Below are 21,018 nucleotides of genomic sequence, written 5' to 3'. Positions count from 1 at the left end.
AGCAATTTATGGTATTGCTAAAATGATAATAAGCAAAATATAATTAGAACCAATTACTAAAAAATTATAAAATATAATCAAATAATATTGAACCGAAAAAGTCAATGCGTTGTATCATTTAAGTATCTATATATAGTTTTAATCTTTTTGATAGCGAGGAGAAATAGCTTATGAAAAATGTTTCAAAACGTGTTTTAGGCGCTCTTGTTGCCGGTGTGCTGATGGTTTCACCTATTATAACATCAGTTACTGCATCTGCTGCAAAGACGCTCACTACGAGCCCGTCACACACACAGGAAGTCGGCTGGTACAACGACTACCACCACGAGATCTGGCAGGCAGATACCAATAATTCTTCTACAATGACACTGCACGAAAATGACGGTGGTTTCCGCGCACAGTGGAAGTGTGGTCCTAACAACACGAGAGGAAACTTCATTACTAATCGTGGTCTTCGCTGGGGTCTGAATAATCCCAAGACTTACAAGGACTATGGTAATTTCTACTGTGACTACGACTGCATCTGGTATGCAGGTTCATCCGGTAACGCCAGGATCGGTATCTACGGCTGGGCGCAGAATCCTCTGGTAGAGTACTACATCATTGAAGACTGGAAGAACTGGTCACCTGCGCAGTCTGCTTCTGCACAGTACAAGGGTTCCGTTAATATTGACGGAAGTGAGTACAAGGTATATACTATAAACAAAAATTCCTATACCATCGAAGGCGACAGGTATTTCACACAGTATATAAGCATACGTCAGAACACGAGAACCAAGGGTACTATCAGCGTTTCCAAACACTTCAAGGCTTGGGAGGACCTGGGTATGAAGGTGGGGAACCTGTACGATATTTCTTTCAGCGTTGAAGGTTGGGAGAGCGATGGTCAGGTTGAAGTTTCTATGAATATGTATCCACGAGGCATCTGTGACTGCGGACATCATAAAGATGATTCCGTTAAGAACATACAGATGGAATATGACAGCCAGTACAAGCAGATGAGATTTACTTGGGACGCTGTAAATGGTGCTGACAGTTACGGCGTAGCTGTTTATCTGGCAGGCAAGTGGAGAGTTCAGGAGGCGAGTATCACCGATACAGAATATACTACTCCCAAGAACCTCACCCCGGGCAAGACCTACAACGTAGCTATCGCAGCCAAAGTTAATGGCAAATGGGATACTGCAAATGCTATCAAAAACGCTGTGACTTTTACTGTAGAGTGATAACTGAGTAGGCGAAAAGATCCACACAGCGTTATATGTTGCCGAATACTGCTACTGATCCAACTGCTGTAAACTTGGAAACAGTGCGTATTTAAGGCTATCGACTGCTTTGGTGCAGTGATTTTGCGTGCAGTGTGTTAAGGGGATAGCCATTTTTTATAATATCATATTGAAATTTACATGGAAATGTGATATAATTTGTAACGGTAATCTGGACAGACCTCAATTTCACTTTGACAGAGGTCTGTCCGTGTCAGTAAATCGACTCAAAACATGAGGTGTTATTTATGAATAAAAGACGATTTTTCGGTGTCATTACCGCGGCTGCAATGATCGTATCATCAATGTCGATATCGGCAGGTGATATGGATACTTCTATCGTTGCTTCGGCAGACGAATGGTATTGTGCCGGAAATACCTGCGACCCTCTGCACGATACTTCCCGTGATATACAGAAGGAAGGAGTTGGCAATCCCCTTGGCTTTGGGGAGAGAAATACTCCTGCAAACGCTTCTACGGCTGAGATACGCGCTATCAACCATAATATGACAGTGCAGGAGGTAAAGTACGCTCTCTATAAAGAGATAGATGAGCACTGGGATCTTATCTCCACTCGTCTTGGCCAACCGGAACGTGAAAAGGTGTATGCTTTGTTTCTTGGACTTGGTACCCGTGAATCTACTCTGGGTGAAGGCAAGATAGGCTCAGACCATGAAACAGCCTATGAAGACGGCTGGGGTGTTAACTCTGCCCATGCATATGGTACTCTTCAGACCGCTGTTACTGCTTTTGCAGACTGCAATCCCAAGTTCATGCCCGAGGACAACGTCCCTGAGATGTTTCAGTATTCTTTCACGGAATCCAATTTCTATGATTGTATAATCTCAAATCACATGGGTATCAGAAAGATACTCCACTTTGCTGAGATCTGTATTAATGAAGAGGGAATGCACGGCTATCAGGTCATAAGGAACAGCCTTAAGGGCTTTAATACAGGCTGGTGCTATATGGCTGAGGACGATGGTGCATACAAGACCTATGCTGATGAGATCTGTTCGATGGCACAGTTTTATTATAACGAAGGGCATCTTTACGACAATGTGTTTACCTGGACTTCGGCAGGCGGAAATATGGAGAAATACCGTACCGCTGACCGTTGGGACTGGTGGGGTGATACCGAACCGAGCATGGCTCCCATAACAGAGAGCAATATTCCGGATAATCCAAAGGCAGTTTATGGTGATGCAAACTGCGACGGAAAAGTGGATATTTCTGATTTCGTACTTATCAAGCAGACATTGTCAGCACCTTCAAAGTATAAGCTGACTGAGCAGGGAAAAATAAACGCTGATTGTTCGGGCAGTGGCGATGGCATAACCGATGCAGATGCTGTGGCTGTCAGAAAATATATTCTGAGAATGATAGATACTCTTCCTGAAGTATGATACAAACGACCGGAATCATACTCAGCGAGCGAATAAATTACAAGGTATTCATCGTTTGGTGAATGCCTTGTTTAATAATAGCATCAGGAAAGATCCATGCGTATATCGTACAGCATGATAATCAAAAAGTGAGATCTGTATAACTTTGCGATCATGATCGACTTTATAATTTATGGTATAGTGTTATTTCAGCGCAAAATCGGCAGAAAAGAAATTTGCAAAAACAAAAATAATTAAACAGATAAAATATATAATAACTCTGAGATGCCAACCGTGATTGTTGTGATTTCCGATTGTATACCGATCCCACTTCAAATGGTCTAAAATAGTCCAAAGACTTGCTTAGGACTCAATAATATTAATAATCTAACTCTTTTCTGGCGGTTGCTGACACAGAAAAGGCTTGATAATTTCGTCCGGATCAGATAAAATATTATTATATTGTGAGAACTTGCCGCAGTTTCTTGGCGCATTTACTGTGCGGCCGATGTTAATTCTTTCATTCGGAATAATATAAGGAGATCTACTATGGAACAAAATAATCGTCTTTCGGAATTACTAAAAAATACAATCGGTCAGCGCTATGATGCTATTGCATTAAAAATGATTGCAGATGAAACAGAAATCCCCGAAAATGCTGTTTATCCGCTGCGGGATTTCGGACAGCATCTTGCACTGTGTCAGGCGTTTGCGCTTTCAAGACGTGAAGGCAAAACCGTTTAGCAGTTGAATGGCTATTTCAAAAGAACGTGATTACAAGCTGCTCGAAATGCTGTCCGAGATAGAAAATAATAAGGTTTTATTCTACAAAGTCGATTTTGATATATCTGACGGAGATGAGATGATGCCTTATATCTTTGATGCGATTTATCAGCGCTTCATTGTAATTGCATATAGACTTCTTGGAAATAAACAAACCATGGAAAGATTATCCGGGAATTCTTTGAAAAACTACACAAATGACTATATATGAAATTTTAAGACAAACTCCATTTACTGAAATATCTGAAAAGATACAAATGTTTTATGGAAATAAGGATATAGATAAATTCGCTGAACTATATAATAAGCTGTTATCTATTACAGCAGCACATACAGATAAGAAATTTACTGTATATATCTCTGCTTTTAGAATCAGCGATTCAGATGAAGACGAATATGTCGAACATTTTGACGAAAACGATACATCACTATATTATGATGTCAGAGGCAATTACGGTGATGAAGATCAGGTATATTCTATTGCAGCCTGTGATTACTCGGATTTTTTACAATATAATATAGATGCTAATACGTTGAAAAACTATTCATACTCAACAATATTAGCACATTGTTTTTGGGAAATAACCGCATACGGGTTTGATAGGCAGTAAAAGCATGGAGTTTTTCACCGATCCCGATATACTTGAAGAGTTTCTGCCTTGGAATAGTTCTGTGCAGAAAATATGTTAAACAATATGAGAAACGTGGCTGTTGCTTGGTGCAACAGCCACGTTTTGTTTTTAATAAATTGGATCAATGAAGTCTATCACTTTATAGTAACAGTACAAGCACGTTTGATAGCATTTTCAGTATCCCATGTGCCGTTCACTCTTGCGGCAATCGCTACCTTATAAGTTACGCCGGGAGTCAGATTTTTGGGAGAAGTGTAGGTAGTGCCTGTGATATCCTGTTTCTGAACTCTCCACTTGCCTGCCAGATAAACTGCTATGCCGTATCTGTCAGCGTTTTCCACCTTGTTCCAGGTAAATCTTACCTGATGATACTCCTCACTGTAATCGACCTTAATGTTGGTAGGATAGGGGACTGGTTTCGGACCGCCGAAACGATCGTTCATGAATGATGACATCCAGACCAGAGGAGCATTCCAGCTGCCGGAAACATCATTTACAGACCATGCCTCTGCACTGTCAACATAGCACTTCTGATCAGCTAAAGTGCCTCTTTTATAGCCGAGACCACGAAGATATTTATCATGATACAGATCTGAGCATGGACCGCCTGCAAGAACACCTGAGGGTGCCGCCGGGAAGTACGGATCAATACTTTGTGCCCAGTATCTGTGGTGTGGCGATCTCATTGCCTTATCGCCGTAGCCTGATACATAAGAGAAGCCCAGACCGTTGCGTCCGAAGAGGTAATCAAGTGCTTCGGCAGCACCGTTCCGATAAATATATTTGCTGTTATCAGTATCATAAGCATATGCAAGGACCATAGCGTTGTTGATAACGAATGAGTTGGAGCCGTATTCATAACCTGTGTACACATCTCCATCACCGATACCGATATAGCCCCCGACAGTCGCACTCTTGTAAGGTATGCCCATACCTTCTTTACTCATCTGAATAATATATTGGTCAGCAATATTTTTGATAGAATTGACAATAGTCTTCCTGTCAGCAGAAGATGTCTTGTCGCTCAGGTAGAGTGAAAGGGTACCCAGACCCGCAGTATTGCCCCAATTGAAGGAACCGAACGAACCGTTGTTCTCACCACCGCTCAGGCAGGAAGTCAGGCTGAATGCCTTATCCTGACCTGACGGATCATTATAATTTTTATAGTTTTTTAAGAAGCCATAGTAAGCCGAGTCCCCTGTTGTAGCATAAAGCTCACAAGCTGCCCAGTAAGCATCGTCAACTACATAGGTGTCACCGAAAAAGTTGTTTCCGCCGGATTCACTGGGAGCAAAGTAAGGATCATCATAGTAATAGCCACTTGTAACGTTCCAATTGGACTGCTTAGCCATGATAGCCTTCCAGCTGTTCTGTGCATTTTGCAGACACTCTTTTGCGAAGTCATCATCTATGCCCTTCCACAGACGTGAAGCCTGTGCAGCACAAGCGATCATGTTGAATGTGGCTGCATACGTAGGAGGTCTGACGATACGGTAAGGATAAGTGTACTCCATTGGGGGGTCCGTACAGTATATGGGCCCTAACCTGATCGGAATATCTGCCCACTTATAGTCCTGCACTGAATGATATACAAAGCCGTCCTCATTTATCATTTTGAACATCCACTCCAGCTCTACCCTTGCTTCATCCAGTATATCGGGAGCATTATCCTTATTTTCGGGGACAGCTATAGTGCCGTCAGTCCACTTGCGAGTATTGCCGCTCCTCTTGGAGAACTCATAAGCGTTCTGAAGTGTCCATACGGAGAAACCGCCTTCGACAACGTACTTACCGTGGTCGCTTGCAGCGTACCATCCGCCTGTAACGTCGATCTTCTTATCCTTCTCGCCATCAGAGAAGTCATCTTCGTAAGTCTTTACCCATTTGCTCTGTACATAAGCCATATCGGGGTTATGACCATATTTAAGGTGTGACAGTGCGGACTTATCACCTGATGTGATGTACTCAGACTTTATCGGGACTCCTGAGCGGTTCTGATAGAAGTAGTTCATGGAATCCCTCAGCAGCTGATCATCATAGATCTGTCTGTCTATCCTGAATGTACTGCTCTCGTTCATCGTATAAGTTTTCATAGTAACGGGATTTGTCCATAAAAGCTTATCACCGCTTAGCCTTGTATCGTTTACTTTCTTAGAACCCATCACCTGAGTGCCGCTTACGCCGACTGTATCCTTAACGAATATAGTGTACTCGCCCACAGTTCTGAAATCAGAGAAATCAATGATATGTACGTTGGCACCCGAGTCCTTGTATCTTGTGACCGAATTAACAACTGTATCCTTACCTGTACCCGAATCAGGATCGCTGCCGAATACCTTCGTCTTGCCTGTGTACTTTACGTTGCCCGATCTGTCACGTATCTCAAAAGTCAGTGGCATATCAGCATCGGTAACATAAGAAGCCCTCTTTTCCAGCTGAGGATAGTAACCGATCTGATTCAGACGAACGTTGCTTTCGGGTCTTACAATGCCCCAATCGTTAGGAATGAAATCGATTATACAGCCCCCGGAAGTAGTGTCGATCAAAGACAGATCGTCGAATTTGAGGACCGTACCGTTGGGGAAGCAATCTACCGGCTGATACTGACCCTGTCCGCCGTAATCAAATATCCAGCAAGCACGATCCATATCTTCTTTAGCTGTAAACTCAGCATCGAAGGTGTTGTCGCCTTTAGCGATCTTTACGCATTCCCACGTCTGATTGAAATCATCATTGCCGCAGTTGTTGTGCCAAACTTCAACAGTTCCGCCGTAATTACCGATCCTAGTATACAGCTCACCCTCATTGGAAGAATTGACCTTCCAGTGTACCTTGTAAGTATGACCTTTTTGTATATAGAAATTTTTGTAAAGGAACTGAAGATCCCATCTTGACTCGGGACCATCGTTATTCTGTATCGTTATATTGTAAGTGCCGTCTGAAATATCGAAGTCCTGCCGTGCCGGTGCATTCTCGAATGTGCGCCAGGGAAGACCCATTCCTGCATTGAAGTCAGACTGAATAATTATCTGTTCATTTTTTGCAAACACACTCATAGGTGCAGATGCGGCTGTTGCCGATAAAGCACCGGTAATTGCCACAAGCCCTGCAACGATACGTTTCATTTTCTTGTGCATTATCTCTTGACCCTCCTTCTGAAAATAAAAGAACTTAAATCTGATACGGCTGTAACTTACAGTAAACGACATATATACCTGAAACAGTCATAGCCATATTATAATTGGGATGGACATTTCACATCACAAGCATTACGCTGTTATGTCCGATAGATATTATATCACATTTCTTTTCAAATTGCAATGATTTTAATAATATAATTTAAATTTTTTTTAATCAAAACCTCTGCCGCATCAGATTTCCGCAGTATATAAAAAAACAATTCGCAGATGTATAATGTATACACACTCTGCTCGGTCACGATCCTCGCCTTCAGTGGACATCATTAGTTCAAGGAAATATGCCTTTGTTTCCTCGTATTCTGTCCAGACCTCACGCCTGCCGTTAAACTGCTGTATTTCAATAAAGTATCTGAATACCGTTGCGAACGTCCTTCTAAGTCAGTGATCTCCGGTATTATTATTTTCGAGATACGATACGCCTGATCATCTTTATAGCATTTTATTATATGCTTTGCATATCCGTTATTCTTTGTTGTTTTCACCATAGTTTTTATCTTTTCATTTGCTGAGATATGGTATGTATTAAATTTAATTTTGTTCTCTATATAATTAAATGCCGGTCAGTGATTTTAACCCAATCAGTACAGCGATGATAAGCATAGCTGTCATCGATAAGACTCACATATTTTTCAGATCATACTGCAAAAAACGTTCACTGTGCCTAAATCCGCAGGATTCGTAAAGCTTCACGCCCTGCTCCGATGCCATTGCCTGTACAATGCCCATGCCGTTTCGCTTTGCCCAGCGCATAACATATCCAAGCATACACTTTGCCATGCCGCGTCTTCGGAATTCAGGTTTGACATACATACTCGAGATCAGTCCGATCTTTCCGTTTGGATTTGCGGAATATGGCGGCTTTTCAAGCATTGTCAGCCCGACAGTGCCTATAACCTCTCCACGGTGAACTGCGATCCACATTCGAAACGTCCCGTTACCAAATGCTCGCTCATAGAAATCGCGGAGCTCATGGGAAAGATTCACAGCATCAGTATCTCCTTCTTCCGTTAGTTGAGCGATTCGCAGATCGATCAGCGAATCCGTAAGTTTTTCACCTGCCATTCCGAGACCTCTTTGGTTATATCGCGTGACCATTTCAATATCGATCCCGTATTTTCGGCGTGCAATATGATCGTGCATTCCCTCGATCATCCAATCTTCAAACGAGTATCCGCCTTCGATGGGCTTATCATACCATGTAAGATAATCAAAATCTATGGTACAAACATCGCCTGCCGCTTCACCTCTGCACATCAGCAGAGTATACATCGTGCAGCCCGGTGTACTGATGAAGATACCGCCTGCGATCAGTCTCTGCTCAAGTTCTTCAATTTTATCAAAATCCTCTTCATCATCTGCTGCCTCAGCTTCACGTGCAAAAGTCTTCCAAGCTTCTTCGGGAAGTCTCCCGCCGATCATTACAGGCAGTTCTGCACGTGCTGCTGCATTAGGATTACGCTCACGCATCTTATCCAGCGAATATATGCCGTAATTCGGTCCTATCCCGCCGTTGCCAAGCTCAGTTAGATAAAGCACGAATACCTCGGGAAGTGTGACGCGCATCTCTTTTTCAAATTCACGTACCTGTTCTATTGTGGCAGGCGGATCAAAAAGCCTGGATTTGCTGCCGTCACTACGTTCAGTTCCACCGCATGCTTCATATTCTTCTGCAAGGGCTCTGATTTCTTCTATAACATCCATATTACTACCTTCTTAAATATTTGTTAGCCAGTTCGAAAAATCTACGATCTTGATGCCTTCATACTGATAAGTATCATGCCGGGTCCTTGCGATGAGCATTTTCGGATATGCGTCCTTGATAGACAGCAGCGGTGATACTTCACGCTGGAATGTCTTATCATCGGTGATATTATCCGAGACCTGTATATACAGCTTTTCATCACGTTTTATAGCTACAAAGTCCACTTCTTTCTTATAAAGGACACCGACATACACTTCGTATCCCCGGCGAAGCAACTCAATAGCTACGATGTTTTCTAGAACTCTGCCGTAGTCCATATTCTTCGTGCCGAGCTTTGCATAGCGGAAGGAGTGGTCGCTGAGGTAGTATTTTTCGGTCGTCGCAAGATACTTTTTCCCTTTGATGTCATACCTGCGCACCTTATAAAACGCAAATGCATTGCAGAGGTACTGCATATATGAGCTGACGGTCTTATGGTTGATCTTATCCTTATGGCTGTTAAAGGTATCGGCAATAGTTCTGGCCGATGTGAGGTTCGATATATTATCCATCAGGAATTCTACAAGTCTGTCCATAAGGGCTGTATTTCGTATCTTATACTTTTTGCGGATATCACGGACGATAAGTGTATTGAACACTTCCTCGATATAGTCGTACTTCGCTTCCTGATCTTTATAGACATAGGAACCTGCCATACCGCCCTCGTTAACATATTTGTCAAAGGCAGTATAAAGATCGGTATATCCAAAATACCTTACATACTCGGCAAAGGAGAAGGGATACACTTTGATCTCGAAAGTCCTTCCTGTGAACAGGGTGGCAAGATCAGAACTTAACAGAAACGCATTAGATCCGGTAATATATATGTCATACTTCTCCGAAGCGTGCAGACCGTTGATTGCTTTCTCAAAATTATTGCACATCTGTATTTCATCTATCAGGACAAAGTTTTCTACACCTTCTCTGTATAGGGAATTGATATGATCATAAAGAGGACGATATTCTGTATATTCCTCATATTCGGGCAGATTGAAATTGATGTGTATGATATTGGCATCAGGATAGTTATCCAGAATATGCTTCTTAAAGGCTTCAAGCAGCTTAGACTTGCCGCTGCGTCGAACACCGGTGATAACCTTTATATCAGGTGTACCGATCACATTGATGACCTTATTGAGATATTCGGTTCTTTCTATCAGTTTCATAAGCACTCACACTCCTCTATGCCTATTATACCACATCTATTTCCCAAAATCAAGTGTTTTTCAATTTCGGGAAATAGAATCATTCATATGAATCATTCACCCATCTCCTCCGCCAATCCCAAAAAAGCAAAGCCTTTAGTACGTTTGCTGTAATCATATCCTATCTTTTTCGTTTGATGGTATATTGGTAACCATATTATTTTATCAAAATCCATCCCCTCATAAAAATAGATACCATCGGTGTTTTCTCAATCTCAGAACTCTGCTCGTATGTATCTTCATCATCTTTTCGGGCTTTGGAATAATTATTGGCAGAGCGTCAGTATCCCTAAGGTTTTGTCACTATTATAATATAGCCATCGTTTTCTGTTCGTTTTTTGAGACCGCCTTTTTCCAGATGAATGTATATCTGTTTGCATTAGCTTCGATCTTGGTGCCATCAATGAACAGGTTCTCACCGCTTATCTCTTTCATATTCAAAAGATACTTTACAACAGCGTAAAACACACGCTCGATCTGTTCTCCAATTTTCTGTCGAAATCTTGAGATAGTGCTGTGATCCGGAGCTCCAAAGCCATCGAGAAGCCACATGAAATGGATATCTCTTTTGCAGAGCTGTTCAATCTTACGGCTTGAAAAAGAGTCGTTCATGTAGCCGTAGATGAGTATCTTCATCATAATATCCTCGGGTATGGCGCCATTCCACTTGCTTACTATCGTGTATTCCTCTTTTTGATAGATCTCATCTATAACATTGCTCAATACTTTGACAGGTGAGCTTTCTTCGATGCATATCTCATAATTCATGTTAAGACGCACTTGACAATTTCTCATTTTTGTGATACAATCCTTTCGTTGCTCTGAAAGGTTCAGGCAAGACTTTTGACAGTCTGCCATCAGGATATGACTTCTCAAAAATGTCTTTCACCAAACTGATCTCCACATATTACAGCAGAGCACACCTTGATTTTCAGGACAGTGACTACGCTTCATTCGGTCTTATTGATGGCGATGATAAACTAACTAATGCAGGAGCTTTGCTTGCGGATTACTGCCCGATTTACCAGTCCCGCCTGTTCTGTACACGTTGGAATGGACTGACTAAGGCTTCAGGTTTGCAGGACACTCTTGATGATGCTGAATATACCGGTAGTCTCATAACACTCCTTGAAGAAGGAGAAGCTTTTGTTAAACGCAATTCGCATAATGGATGGTTCAAAGCTCCCGACCAGAGAATAGAGCTACCCGACTACCTAGAAAGAGCAGTTGAGGAAGGTATTGTGAATGCTCTGATACACAGGGACTACCTAGTAGTCGGAAGTGAAGTGCATATTGATATGTTCGATGACAGACTTGAGATCTACTCCCCCGGCGGAATGTTTGACGGCATCAATGTTCAGGATAGAGATTTGATGCAGATACCGTCTCAAAGACGTAATCCTATCATAGCAGATATATTTTCACGGCTTCATTTTATGGAGCGCAGGGGCAGTGGTATCAAGAAAATCATCAAGGAATATAAGGCTCAATATAAGTATTCTGATGATCTGCAGCCTGAGTTTGTTTCCGAACACGGCGGTTTCTTCTTAACCCTGAAAAGCTTGAATTATTGCCTTTCTGAAAAAGGAGATAAAAAAGGCGATGAAATCGCTGAGAGAATAGAGCGTGTGTTTTCAGCGATTGCTAATAATCCGGAAATCACAGTAAAAGAACTGTAAGATCTCTTGAATATATCTAAAAAGCAAACTGAGAATGCGATCAAACAACTCAAAGAAGCAAATCGGATACATCGTAACGGAAGCGCCCGAAATGGAAAATGGATTGTTGACAAGAATCACAATTAACGGCTAATTTAAGACCTAGTAATATAACAGCACTACGTCATTTTGGGCGCAGTGCTGTTGCTTTATATTATGAGTTATAGTTTTGAAGTAATTCCGTAAGCATCAAACCCCTCCGCACCTAGCTCACCAATGTCTAATAAAGTATAATAAACTCCAAGGAACACCATGAAGTAAATCGAATAATCCAAATTGATCCATGGAGTTCATTGGAGTCGATTAGACAAGAAGGTAACAGGTATGGACAAAACAACATCCATCACAACAATCAAAAAAGAAATGCAGCTGCAGGAATGGTCTGCACAGATCGAAGCGCAGCAGGCGAGCGGACTGACGGTCAGAGAATGGTGCGCAGAAAATGGGATCAAGCCTAACACGTATTACAACCGCTTAAGAAAAGTCCGCGAACAGTATATCGAGAATTCTCCGACCATCGTTCCTGTATCAGTTCCTTGCTCAAACGAAAATATCCGCATTGAGAAAAACGGACTTCAAATATCTCTTCCGGCAGATATATCTGCGGAAACTCTGCCGTTGGACTCTATTATACCATTTTTGCCTCTAGAGGGAAAGGCGCATAATATTTTACTCTTACGAAAGATTTTTATAGAGAAAACGTAAGCGTATAACCCCCAGCACCTACCCCACCGAAGTCTAATAAAGTATAATAAACTCCAAGGAACACCATGAAGTAAATTGAATAATCCAAATTGATCCATGGAGTTCATTGGAGACGATTAGACAAGGAGGTAACAGGTATGGACAAAACAACATCCATCACAACAATCAAAAAAGAAATGCAGCTTCAGGAATGGTCTGCGCAGATCAAAGCACAGCAGGCAAGCGGTCTGACGATCCGGGAATGGTGCAAAGAAAAAGGGATCAAGCCAAACACGTATTACAACCGCCTAAGAAAAGTTCGTGAAAAGTATATCGAAAATTCTCCGACCATCGTTCCTGTATCAGTTCCTTGCTCAAACGAAAATATCCGCATTGAGAAAAACGGACTTCAAATATCTCTTCCGGCAGATATATCTGCGGACACTCTGACCGCTTTGGTGCATGAGCTATGCTGAATGATCTGGCAGCGGACGCACAGGTCTATCTTGTTACGGGATACACCGACCTTCGACGCGGGATAGACGGACTTGCGACTATCGTTCAGGCTCAGCTTCGACTTGACCCGTTCTCGAAAGCATTGTTTTTGTTCTGCGGCAGACGTTGTGACCGCATCAAAGGTCTGCTGTGGGAGGGCGATGGTTTTCTGCTGTTGTACAAGCGCCTTGACAACGGAAGATTCCAGTGGCCGCGCAGTGAGACCGAAGCAGTAATGCTCACATCTCAGCAAATTCGCTGGCTTCTGGAAGGCTTGAAAATAGAGCAGCCGAAGGCTATCCGTGAGGGAAAGCCGGGGGCGCTGTATTAAGGCAATACTTACCGAATATTCAGAATATGTGCTTGAAAAGCCCCTCTTTTCGTGGTATCATTAAAGTATCATAACGAACGGAGGGGTGCTTTATGTCCGAACCAAATATGACATCGGAAATTGTATCGCTCCGTAATGAAAACGCTGTTCTCAAGGAAGAACTAGCACTTGCCAATCAGCAGTTAGCGTGGTTCAGAAAGCAGATATTCGGAAGAAAAACAGAGCAGACATCTGTTGTTATGGAAAAGGAGTTCGGTGTTCAGCTTTCCATGTTCGGAAACAATGAAGAAAAATCCGCAGCTAAATCTGCCGAAACAATTACTGTTCCCGAACACAAGCGCAAGAAAAAACGCACTCACGATGAATGGATGAACAATCTGCCTGTAAAAGAAGAACATCACAAAATTGACAACCCGGTATGCGAAATATGCGGCGCCGAAATGGAAGAACTGACTCCCGAAAAGGCTTACGATGAACTTATATTTACGCCGCCAAAATATCATATCCGCAGGCATATAGTACATAAGTACAAGTGTCCCGAGTGCGGAGAAAAGCCCGAAGAAAGGGACGAACCTTGTCATATCATCCGTGCGCCATATCCTCACGCTATGATCCCGGGAAGCTATTGCTCTCCCGAACTTCTGGCTCATATCATCTACGAAAAATATGCAAAGTCAGTACCTCTGCACCGTCAGGAAAAGGACTTTAATTCCAAAAACATACCTCTGCTCAAAGCGACTATGTCTAATTGGGTAGGCACTGCTGCCGAAAAATGGTGTTTGCCGATTGTGGAGAAAATGCATGAGACGCTTATCGCAGGGCAGATGATCCATGCCGATGAAACGACCGTTCAGGTGCTTCACGAGGAAGGCCGAAAGCCTACCACGACATCAAGAATGTGGGTCTACTGCAACGGCAAAATGAATGACAGGAGCATCATCATTTTCGATTATGGTTATCCCCTTAACACACCACAAGTAAGATTACTGCACCAAAGCAGCCAAAAGCCTTAAATACGCACTGTTTCCCAGCTTACGACGGTTGAATTTGTAGCAGTATTCGGCAGCATATAACGCTGTGTGGATCTTTTCGTTTCCGTGGTAAGTTCCCATGATCATTGCTTTGAAGTTTGATATAACTTTATGCATCCAGTTCAGCTGACCGCTTGTCGGATCATATGTTTCAAAAACATGGAAGTATTTCTGTGCCAACGGTTTCTTGTAACTTCGAGCATTATCACTCTCGATCTTCGAGCCTGCGCGGATATTATCCCTGGCAAATCTACCAACAGTTATACCCTTTAAATTCGGCACATCGCTCATTTTAACGTACTCGGGATTTCCTGCTGAGTTCTTTGATAAAGCTACGATCATTTTGACTTTTTCAGTACCTCTACCACGCTTTTTACCGTGAGTCGGAGCACCGAGATACGTGTCATCAAGTTCAACGATCCCGTCAAGCAAATAGCGTTCTTCACGGCATTTCATAGCTTTTCTGATGCGATGAAGGATGTACCATGCAGTCTTGTAGGTCACCCCCAAAGACCTCATCAGCGTAACAGCAGAAACACTGCATTTGTTGCTCATAATGAGGAATGCGGTGACTATCCACAGTCTGAGCGGAATATGTGTTCTGTGCATAAAAGTTCCGTTTGTGGCGGATATATCTGCTTTACAGAACTTGCAGCGCAGCTGATGGCGTGACCTTATCCTGCGGTACTCAGAGCCACCGCAAAACGGACAGGCAAAGCCCTTTTCAAAGCGGATATCAAGCAGAAAATCCTTGCAAAAGCTTTCATCTGCGAACTTTGAGTATATCCCATCAAGTGTGATCTCAGGTTTCGGAAATCTTTTTGACATAGCGACAGCTCCCTTCGGTTTCTGTCACTATTATACAATATTTTTCGGTTTTTGAGGTCTGTTTATTTGGACAGCATTGTAAATTATCTGTGGTGTGTTAAAGGGATAACCATGTTTTCGATTATCAGCCGACACGAAAGGGTGAGCACGCCTCGAATTTCCTGAAAGGATTTATCGGCTATCTTATCTGTGACGGATACGATGCCTACAATGCAGTCGAGGGTGCTAAGCGATGCGGCTGTATGACTCATGCAAGGCGTGGTTTTATTCAGGCTCTTCCGAACGACCAAAAGCTGCACAGCACTTCTGTTGCGGCAAAGGCAGTAGAATATTTCAACAAGATATATCACGAAGAAAATCTGCTTGCCGACAGCTCCACAGAATACAGATATAAACAGCGCCTTGTGAAGGTAAAGCCTTTGCTTGACGAGTTTTTTGCGTGGCTTGAAAATGTTCAGGTCAGTGGTAAGGGCAAGCTGACAGATGCAGTAAGATATGCGTTGAATGAACGGAAATATCTTTACACGTTTCTTGAAAACGGAGACGTGCCTATCGACAACAACAGAGCCGAAAACGCAATAAGACCGTTTGCGTTAGGCCGAAAAAATTGGCTGTTTTCAAATACAGCAAACGGAGCCAGATCAAGTGCAACGCTGTATTCGATCATTTCAACTGCACAGGCGAACGGTGTTGATGCTGAGAAATACCTGACCGAGCTGTTTTCACAGCCTGCGGGAACGATATTATTACCATGGAGGGAAGAAAATGAAACTTAGTAATGAAGATGCAAAGCTGTTTTATGAACTGTTTTTTCCACTGCTTGACTATGTGAACAGAGAATATCATATACTTCCTGAGGAAGATTATTTCGGGCAAGGAATGATCGACCCACAGGATGCTGCGGAGGTTGCCCACTTTTTATGGGAACGGACATGGATCATTGATGATTATCTTGAGCGATCGGATCTGCCCGAATAACACATGGAGATACTTAAAAGCTGGAAAGGGTGCATCACCGGCAGATTTATCATTGAGCGACATTTGAAAAAGGGATCGGTATTTATATCGATCGATGACAATTCTGTTTTTCTTGTAAACGGCATTGTCAGCAGTTGGGAGGAAATGCTGAGAAATGCACCGATGCCAACTTTGCTTGATGCAGCGCTTCTGCCATTTAAAAATGCGATCATTTCCGATGGCCTTGTATCTGTTATGCCGATCATATTCGGTCCGAACAGCAAAGCTGATTTCAAAGAAATATACATGGACGCAAAGAGAAATGGAGAAATCAAAGCCAGAATATGATGTTACAGCCGGGTGTTATCTGCCCGGCTGTTTGCTTTTATGATGCGGGGGGTTATACGCTTACGAGAAAACATAGGAAAACATCTGCATTGGTGTGGAAAACAAAATAACACTCATTCAAGAATATTTCTTGAATAAGTGTTATTTCAGTTCATTTTTATTCACTCAATTATCTCTTTGTATTTCAATAAGTTCATACTCATCTCTGTTGGGATCACATTTTATTTTAAGAATTATCGAAGACTTATTATCATCTATCTTGTAATTTTCTGTTGCAATAGGATCATACTTTTGGGGAACACCTAAAGGATATCCAACCTTTTTCATAATGATATTGTTTTCTTTTATATATATATCACATCTTCCAGAAATAAAAGATTCATTTAACCTTACTATTACCGAGTATTTATCCGTTGAATAAACGTTGTAACTTGCTTTAATATTTATTATATCATTATTGACAATGAAAACACAGCAGATCAAAAACAAGCATCCAATAGCTGATAGTATAGCAAATCTTTTTTTTCTTAAGATAATATATTTTGCAATTAATAGCACCAAATCTAAACATAATATATACCCACATAAAGAAAGCATAGTGATTTTATTGCTGCATAGTTCAAAATATTTGCTTAACAACGCAATAAAAACAACAAGTCCTAAAAGAATAAATATTGAAGCATTCAAAAATTTATTGATTTTCAATGATAAACACCTCCACTAGCTATCTGTATAGCTCCAAGCAAAGCTTTAAAATCCAATATAATCACGTAGTTTCAGAACTAATAATTTTCAATGAGTCACTATATAATTATAGAAAACAGCCAATTATTCTTGAATTATATCATTGCAAGAAAAAACACCTAATGGAGTTGCTGTTATCAAAATTATGCAAGGTAATTTTACCGTTTCTTCTGTATCGAAAAGGCGAGGTTTTATGATCTACTTTTTCAAAGCTCAGATCTTTCTGAGTTGCCCGAATCAACTATCAAAGTCGTCAGATCTGGTTTCTCAAAAAGAGCTATGCTTCGTTCAGCTATTGTTATTAAACGTGAATGATTTGAGTACATAACTCTGCTGCGTGTTAACGAGTACAACTAGACCACTAGGGAATTAAGTAAAATAGTTGTGCTATTCACAATCGGATCGGAAATGCCTTCAAAATCCACTTGAGATAAATCAACTACACCATAGCCACTTAAATTGGGGTATCTAGATCCCTTTTTCCATGTTATGGTAGTTTCATAGCAACCATAATCTTTAAATATTCTTGCAAGGCCATAATAATTCAGATTAAATAAATCTCCTTCTGATAAGCCTTCACTCCATTTATAAACATCAAGCATCACCAATTCCAACTGTCATATACCTCGCCGATATCCCAAAAATACTCATGCTCCGGATCTTCACGAGCCTTCCAATCACTTGGAGTTATGTTGATATTTTGTATACCAATCTCTGAATTGTCATCATCGTACTTCATTACACAGTTTATATGTATCACATATGAATTATCTTCAGTTTTAACATCATCGATCTCAACCGAACCCGTCAATCTGCTGACATTTCCACCGCCGAATGTTTTCCCTCCAAATGTATGATTAATTTCTCCATATGATAATATATCAGAACCGATCTTTTCAAAAACATTATTTATATCCGTATCCAGATCGTAAGTATCAAGGGATCTCTGACAGAAATTCTGTTTTATCATTTCGTAGTCTTTGTTTATAAAGCCATTCGCAACATCTTCTGCAAAATCATCCATCTGTTTTCCATATTTTTTATAATCGGTAAGAGGGTTGAATCTTTCAGCCAAAGAACTTTCTGCGATTTTAAGTTCTTCTGACTCATCATGGATACTGCTAATATCAGATGTACAAGAATAAAGAAACGTACATGATAAAACAAGCACTATCATAAGTTTTATTTTGTACATTATAGATATCCTCCAATAAGCTTAACCATACCAACTGCCTAAAAATTCGCCAATCGATACCATATTTTCTTCTTTATCAGGATCATTAATATCAAAGCTTGAATTCTTGATTTTTATATTCTGGATACCAACCTGAGATATGTCATCGTCATTGATTATTACACAACCAATAAAAATCTCAAATTCATCTTTATCCGTTTTCACTTCGTATATATATGATGTACCTGTCTGTCGGCTCGTATGTCCGCCGCCAAAAGTCGATCCTCCCGTATGCGATTCTATTTCACCAAAAGAAATTATATCTCCACCCAGAAAATCATAGGCTCTATCTATTTCATCACCAAGAGAATAGTTTTCATTGGACATATCTGAAAACAACGATAATAAACCTTCTGTATCTTTACTAACAAAACACGCCATTGCTTTTTCAGCATATTCATCGATCACACGTTTATAGCCATGTGTTATCTTTCGAGTTTTAAGATCATTACCGATATTATTATCTTCAGTATAGTTGCTTTCTTCATTGGACTCAATGCTCTGATTTTCGATATCAGAATGTAAATTCTCATACACATTACCACATGATGAAAAACAAAGTATTATTATAGTCAAAATACTTAACGCTATTTTGATCTTCATACCCTACTCCCAATCATATTTCCGAATACTATCCATATAGTTTTATTATTTTTATCTACAATCACATCCTGATTTGAATCATTAACTTTTTCCATTATCTCATCAATTGCTTCATCAGAAAACTGACTCAAATCAACAGAACCAATCATAATCAGATTTTCTTTCATTAGTGGCCAATCCATTCCGTTAATACAGTCAACCTTATTTTTCCAGTTTGGATCAAATCCGGTTATCCACCACTGAGGATTTTCCAGTGCCCAGTTGTAAAGCGGATACATTTCATCCGCACTAGGAAGAAAAGGTGCCCAATATAAGCTGGTACGTTTTTGTATCTTAGATTTTTTTATGATTTTCCGTTTATTTCTTTTTTTGTTTTTGCAATGCTTTCTTTAACTTAGAATTTTCCTTTTGCAGATTTCTTATCTGCCGATTTTGCGCAGAGATAGTATTTTGATGCTTTATCACTTCATCTCTAAGCCTAACTATCTCCTTGAACTTTTCATCTAGCATAAGTCGGTATCTACGGCATATTCCAGCAAATTCCAGGCATATTTTGCTGTAGTTTTCATTCATTATCTGATACTGTTCCTTGGGAGAATTCACTTTGCCAAAGGCTCCGGTATATACGTTTTTCATATCACTCATAGTAAGTTTATTTCACCTTATGTATCGTCACGACGTTCTCATATTCTGCATTTACAATTACTGAATTTATTCTATTTTAAGCTTTATTCCAGGTTAGTACTTCGGACGAAAATTTAAACTATTTCAAAACGAATCTTAATAGCTTCCCAATAGTACGTAGCATATTCCTTATTATTGAAAATCTGGTCGGGATTATAATAGCTGCTCGGCAGTTCCGTTTTATATCCATCCTTATTCGTATAGGTTTCATCATCTTCTTCTTGATTACATTATACCACCATCTTGGTGACGCATCAAGCACTTTACCACCATTATAGTGAGCTTTGGATACTTGCACAAAACTAAATCCAGATTTCATGCAATATATATCAAGCAGTGTTTGCATCAGGTAAAGAAAATTGCTTTGAGTTTCCTAAAAAATAAGAGCCCACCACATTGGCTAATGTGACAGACTCTTGGGTTAAAATGAAACAAATCTTCCTCACGAAATCGAAGTTCTGGTTTCGATCCCGAAAGAACCTACCAAACCTAATAAAGAAGCTATGCTGGATGAGTTTGATGACCCCACTCCCCTTCCGGAAGATTATAATATAGATAATTGGCGGCTCGTTTCTATCAGAAGTGCTATACAGAAATACAGAAAGAAGCCTATGCTGAGCTTATGTTCTGTCTTCTTAGGAACAGATGCTGAAAAAGAAGATTGACTCCCCTCCCCCACTGTTTATTACCACATATCCTTTCAATTAACTATGAACATAAAAGAAACTTTGGCAATTATTGTTTTCAATTAAAAATAATATAGCAAGAAAAAAATACCATCAGGTAAGATTCACATGGGACAAGGTCGAAGGTGCTGATAGATACGGCGTAGCTGTTTATCTGGCAGGCAAGTGGAAGGTTCAGGATAAGAACATTACTGGCACTTCATATACTACTCCAAAGAGTTTGACTCCCGGCAAGACTTACAAAGTTGCAATTGCAGCCAGAGTAAACGGCAAGTGGGATACTGCAAACGCTATCAAGAACGCTGTGACTGTTACTGTTAAGTAATATGTAACAGGTTACTGTAAAGTAATTTGTAACAACCTGTTGACATACAATTTAAAAAGATATATAATAATTATCGAACGACATAATTTTTCATACTTATCCGGATGATAGCACATATATGCTCATGGATAAGCGGATA

The 21,018-nt window shown here is 40.8% G+C and carries 25 protein-coding genes and 2 pseudogenes; 15 read left to right on the top strand and 12 right to left on the bottom strand.

Translation table 11 applies throughout. The annotated features are described in order from the left end of the window. Nucleotides 1–170: 170 nt before the first annotated feature. From RUMAL_RS03940 to RUMAL_RS03920, 5 genes are all read left to right on the top strand, one after another. Entirely contained in the window at nt 171–1,226 is a 1,056-nt protein-coding gene (locus tag RUMAL_RS03940; RefSeq protein ID WP_013497487.1) for a glycoside hydrolase family 11 protein, read from the top strand. A 287-nt stretch (nt 1,227–1,513) separates the two neighbouring features. Next, nucleotides 1,514–2,671: a dockerin type I repeat-containing protein gene (locus RUMAL_RS03935; RefSeq protein WP_013497486.1), complete on the top strand. Its 1,158-nt coding sequence runs from the start codon at nt 1,514–1,516 to the stop codon at nt 2,669–2,671. A 528-nt stretch (nt 2,672–3,199) separates the two neighbouring features. Next, entirely contained in the window at nt 3,200–3,394 is a 195-nt protein-coding gene (locus tag RUMAL_RS03930) for a hypothetical protein (protein ID WP_013497485.1), read from the top strand. 7 nt (nt 3,395–3,401) lie between these two features. After that, nucleotides 3,402–3,644 (top strand): hypothetical protein, encoded by a 243-nt coding sequence (locus RUMAL_RS03925; protein ID WP_013497484.1) that lies wholly within the window; start codon nt 3,402–3,404, stop codon nt 3,642–3,644. Next, the gene (locus tag RUMAL_RS03920) at nt 3,631–4,044 is read left to right on the top strand and encodes a DUF6557 family protein (protein WP_154662877.1); all 414 of its coding nucleotides are present in this window, start codon (nt 3,631–3,633) and stop codon (nt 4,042–4,044) included. The genes RUMAL_RS03925 and RUMAL_RS03920 overlap by 14 nt, the downstream gene beginning before the upstream one ends. Nucleotides 4,045–4,199: 155 nt before the next feature. Here RUMAL_RS03920 and RUMAL_RS03915 read toward each other — a convergent pair whose 3' ends face one another. The 4 genes from RUMAL_RS03915 to RUMAL_RS03900 form a co-directional block, all read right to left on the bottom strand. Continuing rightward, on the bottom strand, nt 4,200–7,202 hold the full coding sequence (locus tag RUMAL_RS03915) for a glycoside hydrolase family 9 protein (protein ID WP_013497482.1): 3,003 nt from the start codon (nt 7,200–7,202) through the stop codon (nt 4,200–4,202). A 681-nt stretch (nt 7,203–7,883) separates the two neighbouring features. Continuing rightward, on the bottom strand, nt 7,884–8,966 hold the full coding sequence (locus RUMAL_RS20535; protein ID WP_013497481.1) for a GNAT family N-acetyltransferase: 1,083 nt from the start codon (nt 8,964–8,966) through the stop codon (nt 7,884–7,886). Between the two features lie 12 nt (nt 8,967–8,978). Next, nucleotides 8,979–10,172 carry an ATP-binding protein gene (locus RUMAL_RS03905; RefSeq protein WP_013497480.1) on the bottom strand — a complete coding sequence of 398 codons (1,194 nt, stop codon included), beginning with the start codon at nt 10,170–10,172 and terminating at the stop codon, nt 8,979–8,981. Nucleotides 10,173–10,517: 345 nt separating this feature from the next. Then, complete coding sequence (locus tag RUMAL_RS03900; RefSeq protein ID WP_013497479.1) at nt 10,518–11,006, bottom strand: transposase; 489 nt, start codon at nt 11,004–11,006, stop codon at nt 10,518–10,520. Nucleotides 11,007–11,089: 83 nt separating this feature from the next. On the opposite strand from RUMAL_RS03900, the gene RUMAL_RS03895 reads away from it, so the two are divergent. The 5 genes from RUMAL_RS03895 to RUMAL_RS20530 all read left to right on the top strand — a co-directional run bounded on the left by RUMAL_RS03895 (nt 11,090) and on the right by RUMAL_RS20530 (nt 14,452). Next, a complete protein-coding gene (locus RUMAL_RS03895; protein WP_050793259.1) occupies nt 11,090–11,890 on the top strand; it encodes an ATP-binding protein in 801 nt (266 codons plus the stop codon). Between the two features lie 363 nt (nt 11,891–12,253). Continuing rightward, complete coding sequence (tnpA, locus tag RUMAL_RS03890; protein WP_013497478.1) at nt 12,254–12,634, top strand: IS66 family insertion sequence element accessory protein TnpA; 381 nt, start codon at nt 12,254–12,256, stop codon at nt 12,632–12,634. Between the two features lie 137 nt (nt 12,635–12,771). Next, nucleotides 12,772–13,089 carry an IS66 family insertion sequence element accessory protein TnpA gene (tnpA, locus tag RUMAL_RS03885; protein WP_013483496.1) on the top strand — a complete coding sequence of 106 codons (318 nt, stop codon included), beginning with the start codon at nt 12,772–12,774 and terminating at the stop codon, nt 13,087–13,089. Further along, nucleotides 13,083–13,439, top strand: a complete 357-nt coding sequence (tnpB, locus tag RUMAL_RS03880; protein ID WP_013483393.1) for an IS66 family insertion sequence element accessory protein TnpB — start codon at nt 13,083–13,085, stop codon at nt 13,437–13,439. The genes tnpA (RUMAL_RS03885) and tnpB overlap by 7 nt, the downstream gene beginning before the upstream one ends. Before the next feature lie 92 nt (nt 13,440–13,531). After that, nucleotides 13,532–14,452, top strand: coding sequence for an IS66 family transposase (locus tag RUMAL_RS20530; protein ID WP_050793258.1), 921 nt, complete (start codon nt 13,532–13,534; stop codon nt 14,450–14,452). Here the strand turns inward: RUMAL_RS20530 and RUMAL_RS03870 are convergent. After that, the gene (locus RUMAL_RS03870; RefSeq protein WP_013497477.1) at nt 14,423–15,298 is read right to left on the bottom strand and encodes an IS1595 family transposase; all 876 of its coding nucleotides are present in this window, start codon (nt 15,296–15,298) and stop codon (nt 14,423–14,425) included. The two genes, RUMAL_RS20530 and RUMAL_RS03870, sit on opposite strands and share 30 nt — an antisense overlap. A gap of 161 nt (nt 15,299–15,459) precedes the next feature. Here RUMAL_RS03870 and tnpC point away from each other — a divergent pair, with 161 nt between their 5' ends. Genes tnpC through RUMAL_RS03855 form a run of 3 tightly spaced genes read left to right on the top strand, consistent with a single transcriptional unit; the run spans nt 15,460 to nt 16,603 of the window. After that, entirely contained in the window at nt 15,460–16,074 is a 615-nt protein-coding gene (gene tnpC / locus RUMAL_RS03865; RefSeq protein WP_336470112.1) for an IS66 family transposase, read from the top strand. After that, nucleotides 16,064–16,276, top strand: a complete 213-nt coding sequence (locus tag RUMAL_RS03860) for a hypothetical protein (protein WP_043550632.1) — start codon at nt 16,064–16,066, stop codon at nt 16,274–16,276. Before tnpC ends, RUMAL_RS03860 begins: the two co-directional genes overlap by 11 nt. Nucleotides 16,277–16,279: 3 nt before the next feature. Then, the gene (locus RUMAL_RS03855; protein ID WP_043550630.1) at nt 16,280–16,603 is read left to right on the top strand and encodes a hypothetical protein; all 324 of its coding nucleotides are present in this window, start codon (nt 16,280–16,282) and stop codon (nt 16,601–16,603) included. Between the two features lie 165 nt (nt 16,604–16,768). On the opposite strand, the gene RUMAL_RS03850 is transcribed toward RUMAL_RS03855, so the two are convergent. The 7 genes and pseudogenes from RUMAL_RS03850 to RUMAL_RS22355 all read right to left on the bottom strand — a co-directional run. Next, nucleotides 16,769–17,308, bottom strand: coding sequence for a hypothetical protein (locus RUMAL_RS03850; RefSeq protein WP_013497476.1), 540 nt, complete (start codon nt 17,306–17,308; stop codon nt 16,769–16,771). 392 nt (nt 17,309–17,700) lie between these two features. Then, nucleotides 17,701–17,949, bottom strand: a complete 249-nt coding sequence (locus tag RUMAL_RS03845) for a hypothetical protein (protein WP_013497475.1) — start codon at nt 17,947–17,949, stop codon at nt 17,701–17,703. After that, entirely contained in the window at nt 17,949–18,542 is a 594-nt protein-coding gene (locus RUMAL_RS03840) for a DUF5104 domain-containing protein (RefSeq protein ID WP_013497474.1), read from the bottom strand. Before RUMAL_RS03840 ends, RUMAL_RS03845 begins: the two co-directional genes overlap by 1 nt. Before the next feature lie 21 nt (nt 18,543–18,563). Beyond that, nucleotides 18,564–19,184: a DUF5104 domain-containing protein gene (locus tag RUMAL_RS03835; protein ID WP_013497473.1), complete on the bottom strand. Its 621-nt coding sequence runs from the start codon at nt 19,182–19,184 to the stop codon at nt 18,564–18,566. Beyond that, nucleotides 19,181–19,462 (bottom strand): hypothetical protein, encoded by a 282-nt coding sequence (locus RUMAL_RS03830; RefSeq protein WP_013497472.1) that lies wholly within the window; start codon nt 19,460–19,462, stop codon nt 19,181–19,183. Before RUMAL_RS03830 ends, RUMAL_RS03835 begins: the two co-directional genes overlap by 4 nt. Before the next feature lie 79 nt (nt 19,463–19,541). Continuing rightward, complete coding sequence (locus RUMAL_RS03825) at nt 19,542–19,829, bottom strand: hypothetical protein (RefSeq protein WP_154662906.1); 288 nt, start codon at nt 19,827–19,829, stop codon at nt 19,542–19,544. A gap of 113 nt (nt 19,830–19,942) precedes the next feature. Then, a pseudogene (locus RUMAL_RS22355) lies at nt 19,943–20,047 on the bottom strand (DUF6075 family protein); the annotation flags it as partial. 324 nt (nt 20,048–20,371) lie between these two features. Between RUMAL_RS22355 and RUMAL_RS03815 the strand changes: the two are divergent. Both RUMAL_RS03815 and RUMAL_RS03810 read left to right on the top strand, forming a co-directional pair. Further along, nucleotides 20,372–20,533 carry a hypothetical protein gene (locus RUMAL_RS03815; RefSeq protein WP_242837775.1) on the top strand — a complete coding sequence of 54 codons (162 nt, stop codon included), beginning with the start codon at nt 20,372–20,374 and terminating at the stop codon, nt 20,531–20,533. 103 nt (nt 20,534–20,636) lie between these two features. Then, nucleotides 20,637–20,879: pseudogene (locus RUMAL_RS03810) on the top strand (BspA family leucine-rich repeat surface protein); the annotation flags it as partial. Nucleotides 20,880–21,018: the final 139 nt, after the last annotated feature.

Source organism: Ruminococcus albus 7 = DSM 20455 (assembly GCF_000179635.2).
Lineage (GTDB): Bacteria > Bacillota > Clostridia > Oscillospirales > Ruminococcaceae > Hominimerdicola > Hominimerdicola alba.
The sequence above is the reverse complement of the archived record's forward strand: the minus strand, read 5'-3'. Positions and strand labels throughout refer to the sequence as shown.

Bases quoted from the DNA above. Each gene is read 5' to 3' on its own strand.
- RUMAL_RS03840 (WP_013497474.1), bottom strand. From the start codon at position 18,542: ATGTACAAAATAAAACTTATGATAGTGCTTGTTTTATCATGTACGTTT.
- RUMAL_RS03870 (WP_013497477.1), bottom strand. From the start codon at position 15,298: ATGTCAAAAAGATTTCCGAAACCTGAGATCACACTTGATGGGATATAC.
- RUMAL_RS20535 (WP_013497481.1), bottom strand. From the start codon at position 8,966: ATGGATGTTATAGAAGAAATCAGAGCCCTTGCAGAAGAATATGAAGCA.
- RUMAL_RS03830 (WP_013497472.1), bottom strand. From the start codon at position 19,462: ATGTATCCGCTTTACAACTGGGCACTGGAAAATCCTCAGTGGTGGATA.
- RUMAL_RS03900 (WP_013497479.1), bottom strand. From the start codon at position 11,006: ATGAGAAATTGTCAAGTGCGTCTTAACATGAATTATGAGATATGCATC.
- RUMAL_RS03920 (WP_154662877.1), top strand. From the start codon at position 3,631: ATGACTATATATGAAATTTTAAGACAAACTCCATTTACTGAAATATCT.
- RUMAL_RS20530 (WP_050793258.1), top strand. From the start codon at position 13,532: ATGTCCGAACCAAATATGACATCGGAAATTGTATCGCTCCGTAATGAA.
- RUMAL_RS03915 (WP_013497482.1), bottom strand. From the start codon at position 7,202: ATGCACAAGAAAATGAAACGTATCGTTGCAGGGCTTGTGGCAATTACC.
- RUMAL_RS03935 (WP_013497486.1), top strand. From the start codon at position 1,514: ATGAATAAAAGACGATTTTTCGGTGTCATTACCGCGGCTGCAATGATC.
- RUMAL_RS03835 (WP_013497473.1), bottom strand. From the start codon at position 19,184: ATGAAGATCAAAATAGCGTTAAGTATTTTGACTATAATAATACTTTGT.
- RUMAL_RS03845 (WP_013497475.1), bottom strand. From the start codon at position 17,949: ATGCTTGATGTTTATAAATGGAGTGAAGGCTTATCAGAAGGAGATTTA.
- RUMAL_RS03905 (WP_013497480.1), bottom strand. From the start codon at position 10,172: ATGAAACTGATAGAAAGAACCGAATATCTCAATAAGGTCATCAATGTG.
- RUMAL_RS03815 (WP_242837775.1), top strand. From the start codon at position 20,372: ATGCTGGATGAGTTTGATGACCCCACTCCCCTTCCGGAAGATTATAAT.
- RUMAL_RS03860 (WP_043550632.1), top strand. From the start codon at position 16,064: ATGAAACTTAGTAATGAAGATGCAAAGCTGTTTTATGAACTGTTTTTT.
- RUMAL_RS03895 (WP_050793259.1), top strand. From the start codon at position 11,090: ATGTCTTTCACCAAACTGATCTCCACATATTACAGCAGAGCACACCTT.
- RUMAL_RS03825 (WP_154662906.1), bottom strand. From the start codon at position 19,829: ATGAGTGATATGAAAAACGTATATACCGGAGCCTTTGGCAAAGTGAAT.
- RUMAL_RS03925 (WP_013497484.1), top strand. From the start codon at position 3,402: ATGGCTATTTCAAAAGAACGTGATTACAAGCTGCTCGAAATGCTGTCC.
- tnpA (WP_013497478.1), top strand. From the start codon at position 12,254: ATGGACAAAACAACATCCATCACAACAATCAAAAAAGAAATGCAGCTG.
- RUMAL_RS03855 (WP_043550630.1), top strand. From the start codon at position 16,280: ATGGAGATACTTAAAAGCTGGAAAGGGTGCATCACCGGCAGATTTATC.
- tnpA (WP_013483496.1), top strand. From the start codon at position 12,772: ATGGACAAAACAACATCCATCACAACAATCAAAAAAGAAATGCAGCTT.
- RUMAL_RS03940 (WP_013497487.1), top strand. From the start codon at position 171: ATGAAAAATGTTTCAAAACGTGTTTTAGGCGCTCTTGTTGCCGGTGTG.
- RUMAL_RS03930 (WP_013497485.1), top strand. From the start codon at position 3,200: ATGGAACAAAATAATCGTCTTTCGGAATTACTAAAAAATACAATCGGT.
- tnpB (WP_013483393.1), top strand. From the start codon at position 13,083: ATGCTGAATGATCTGGCAGCGGACGCACAGGTCTATCTTGTTACGGGA.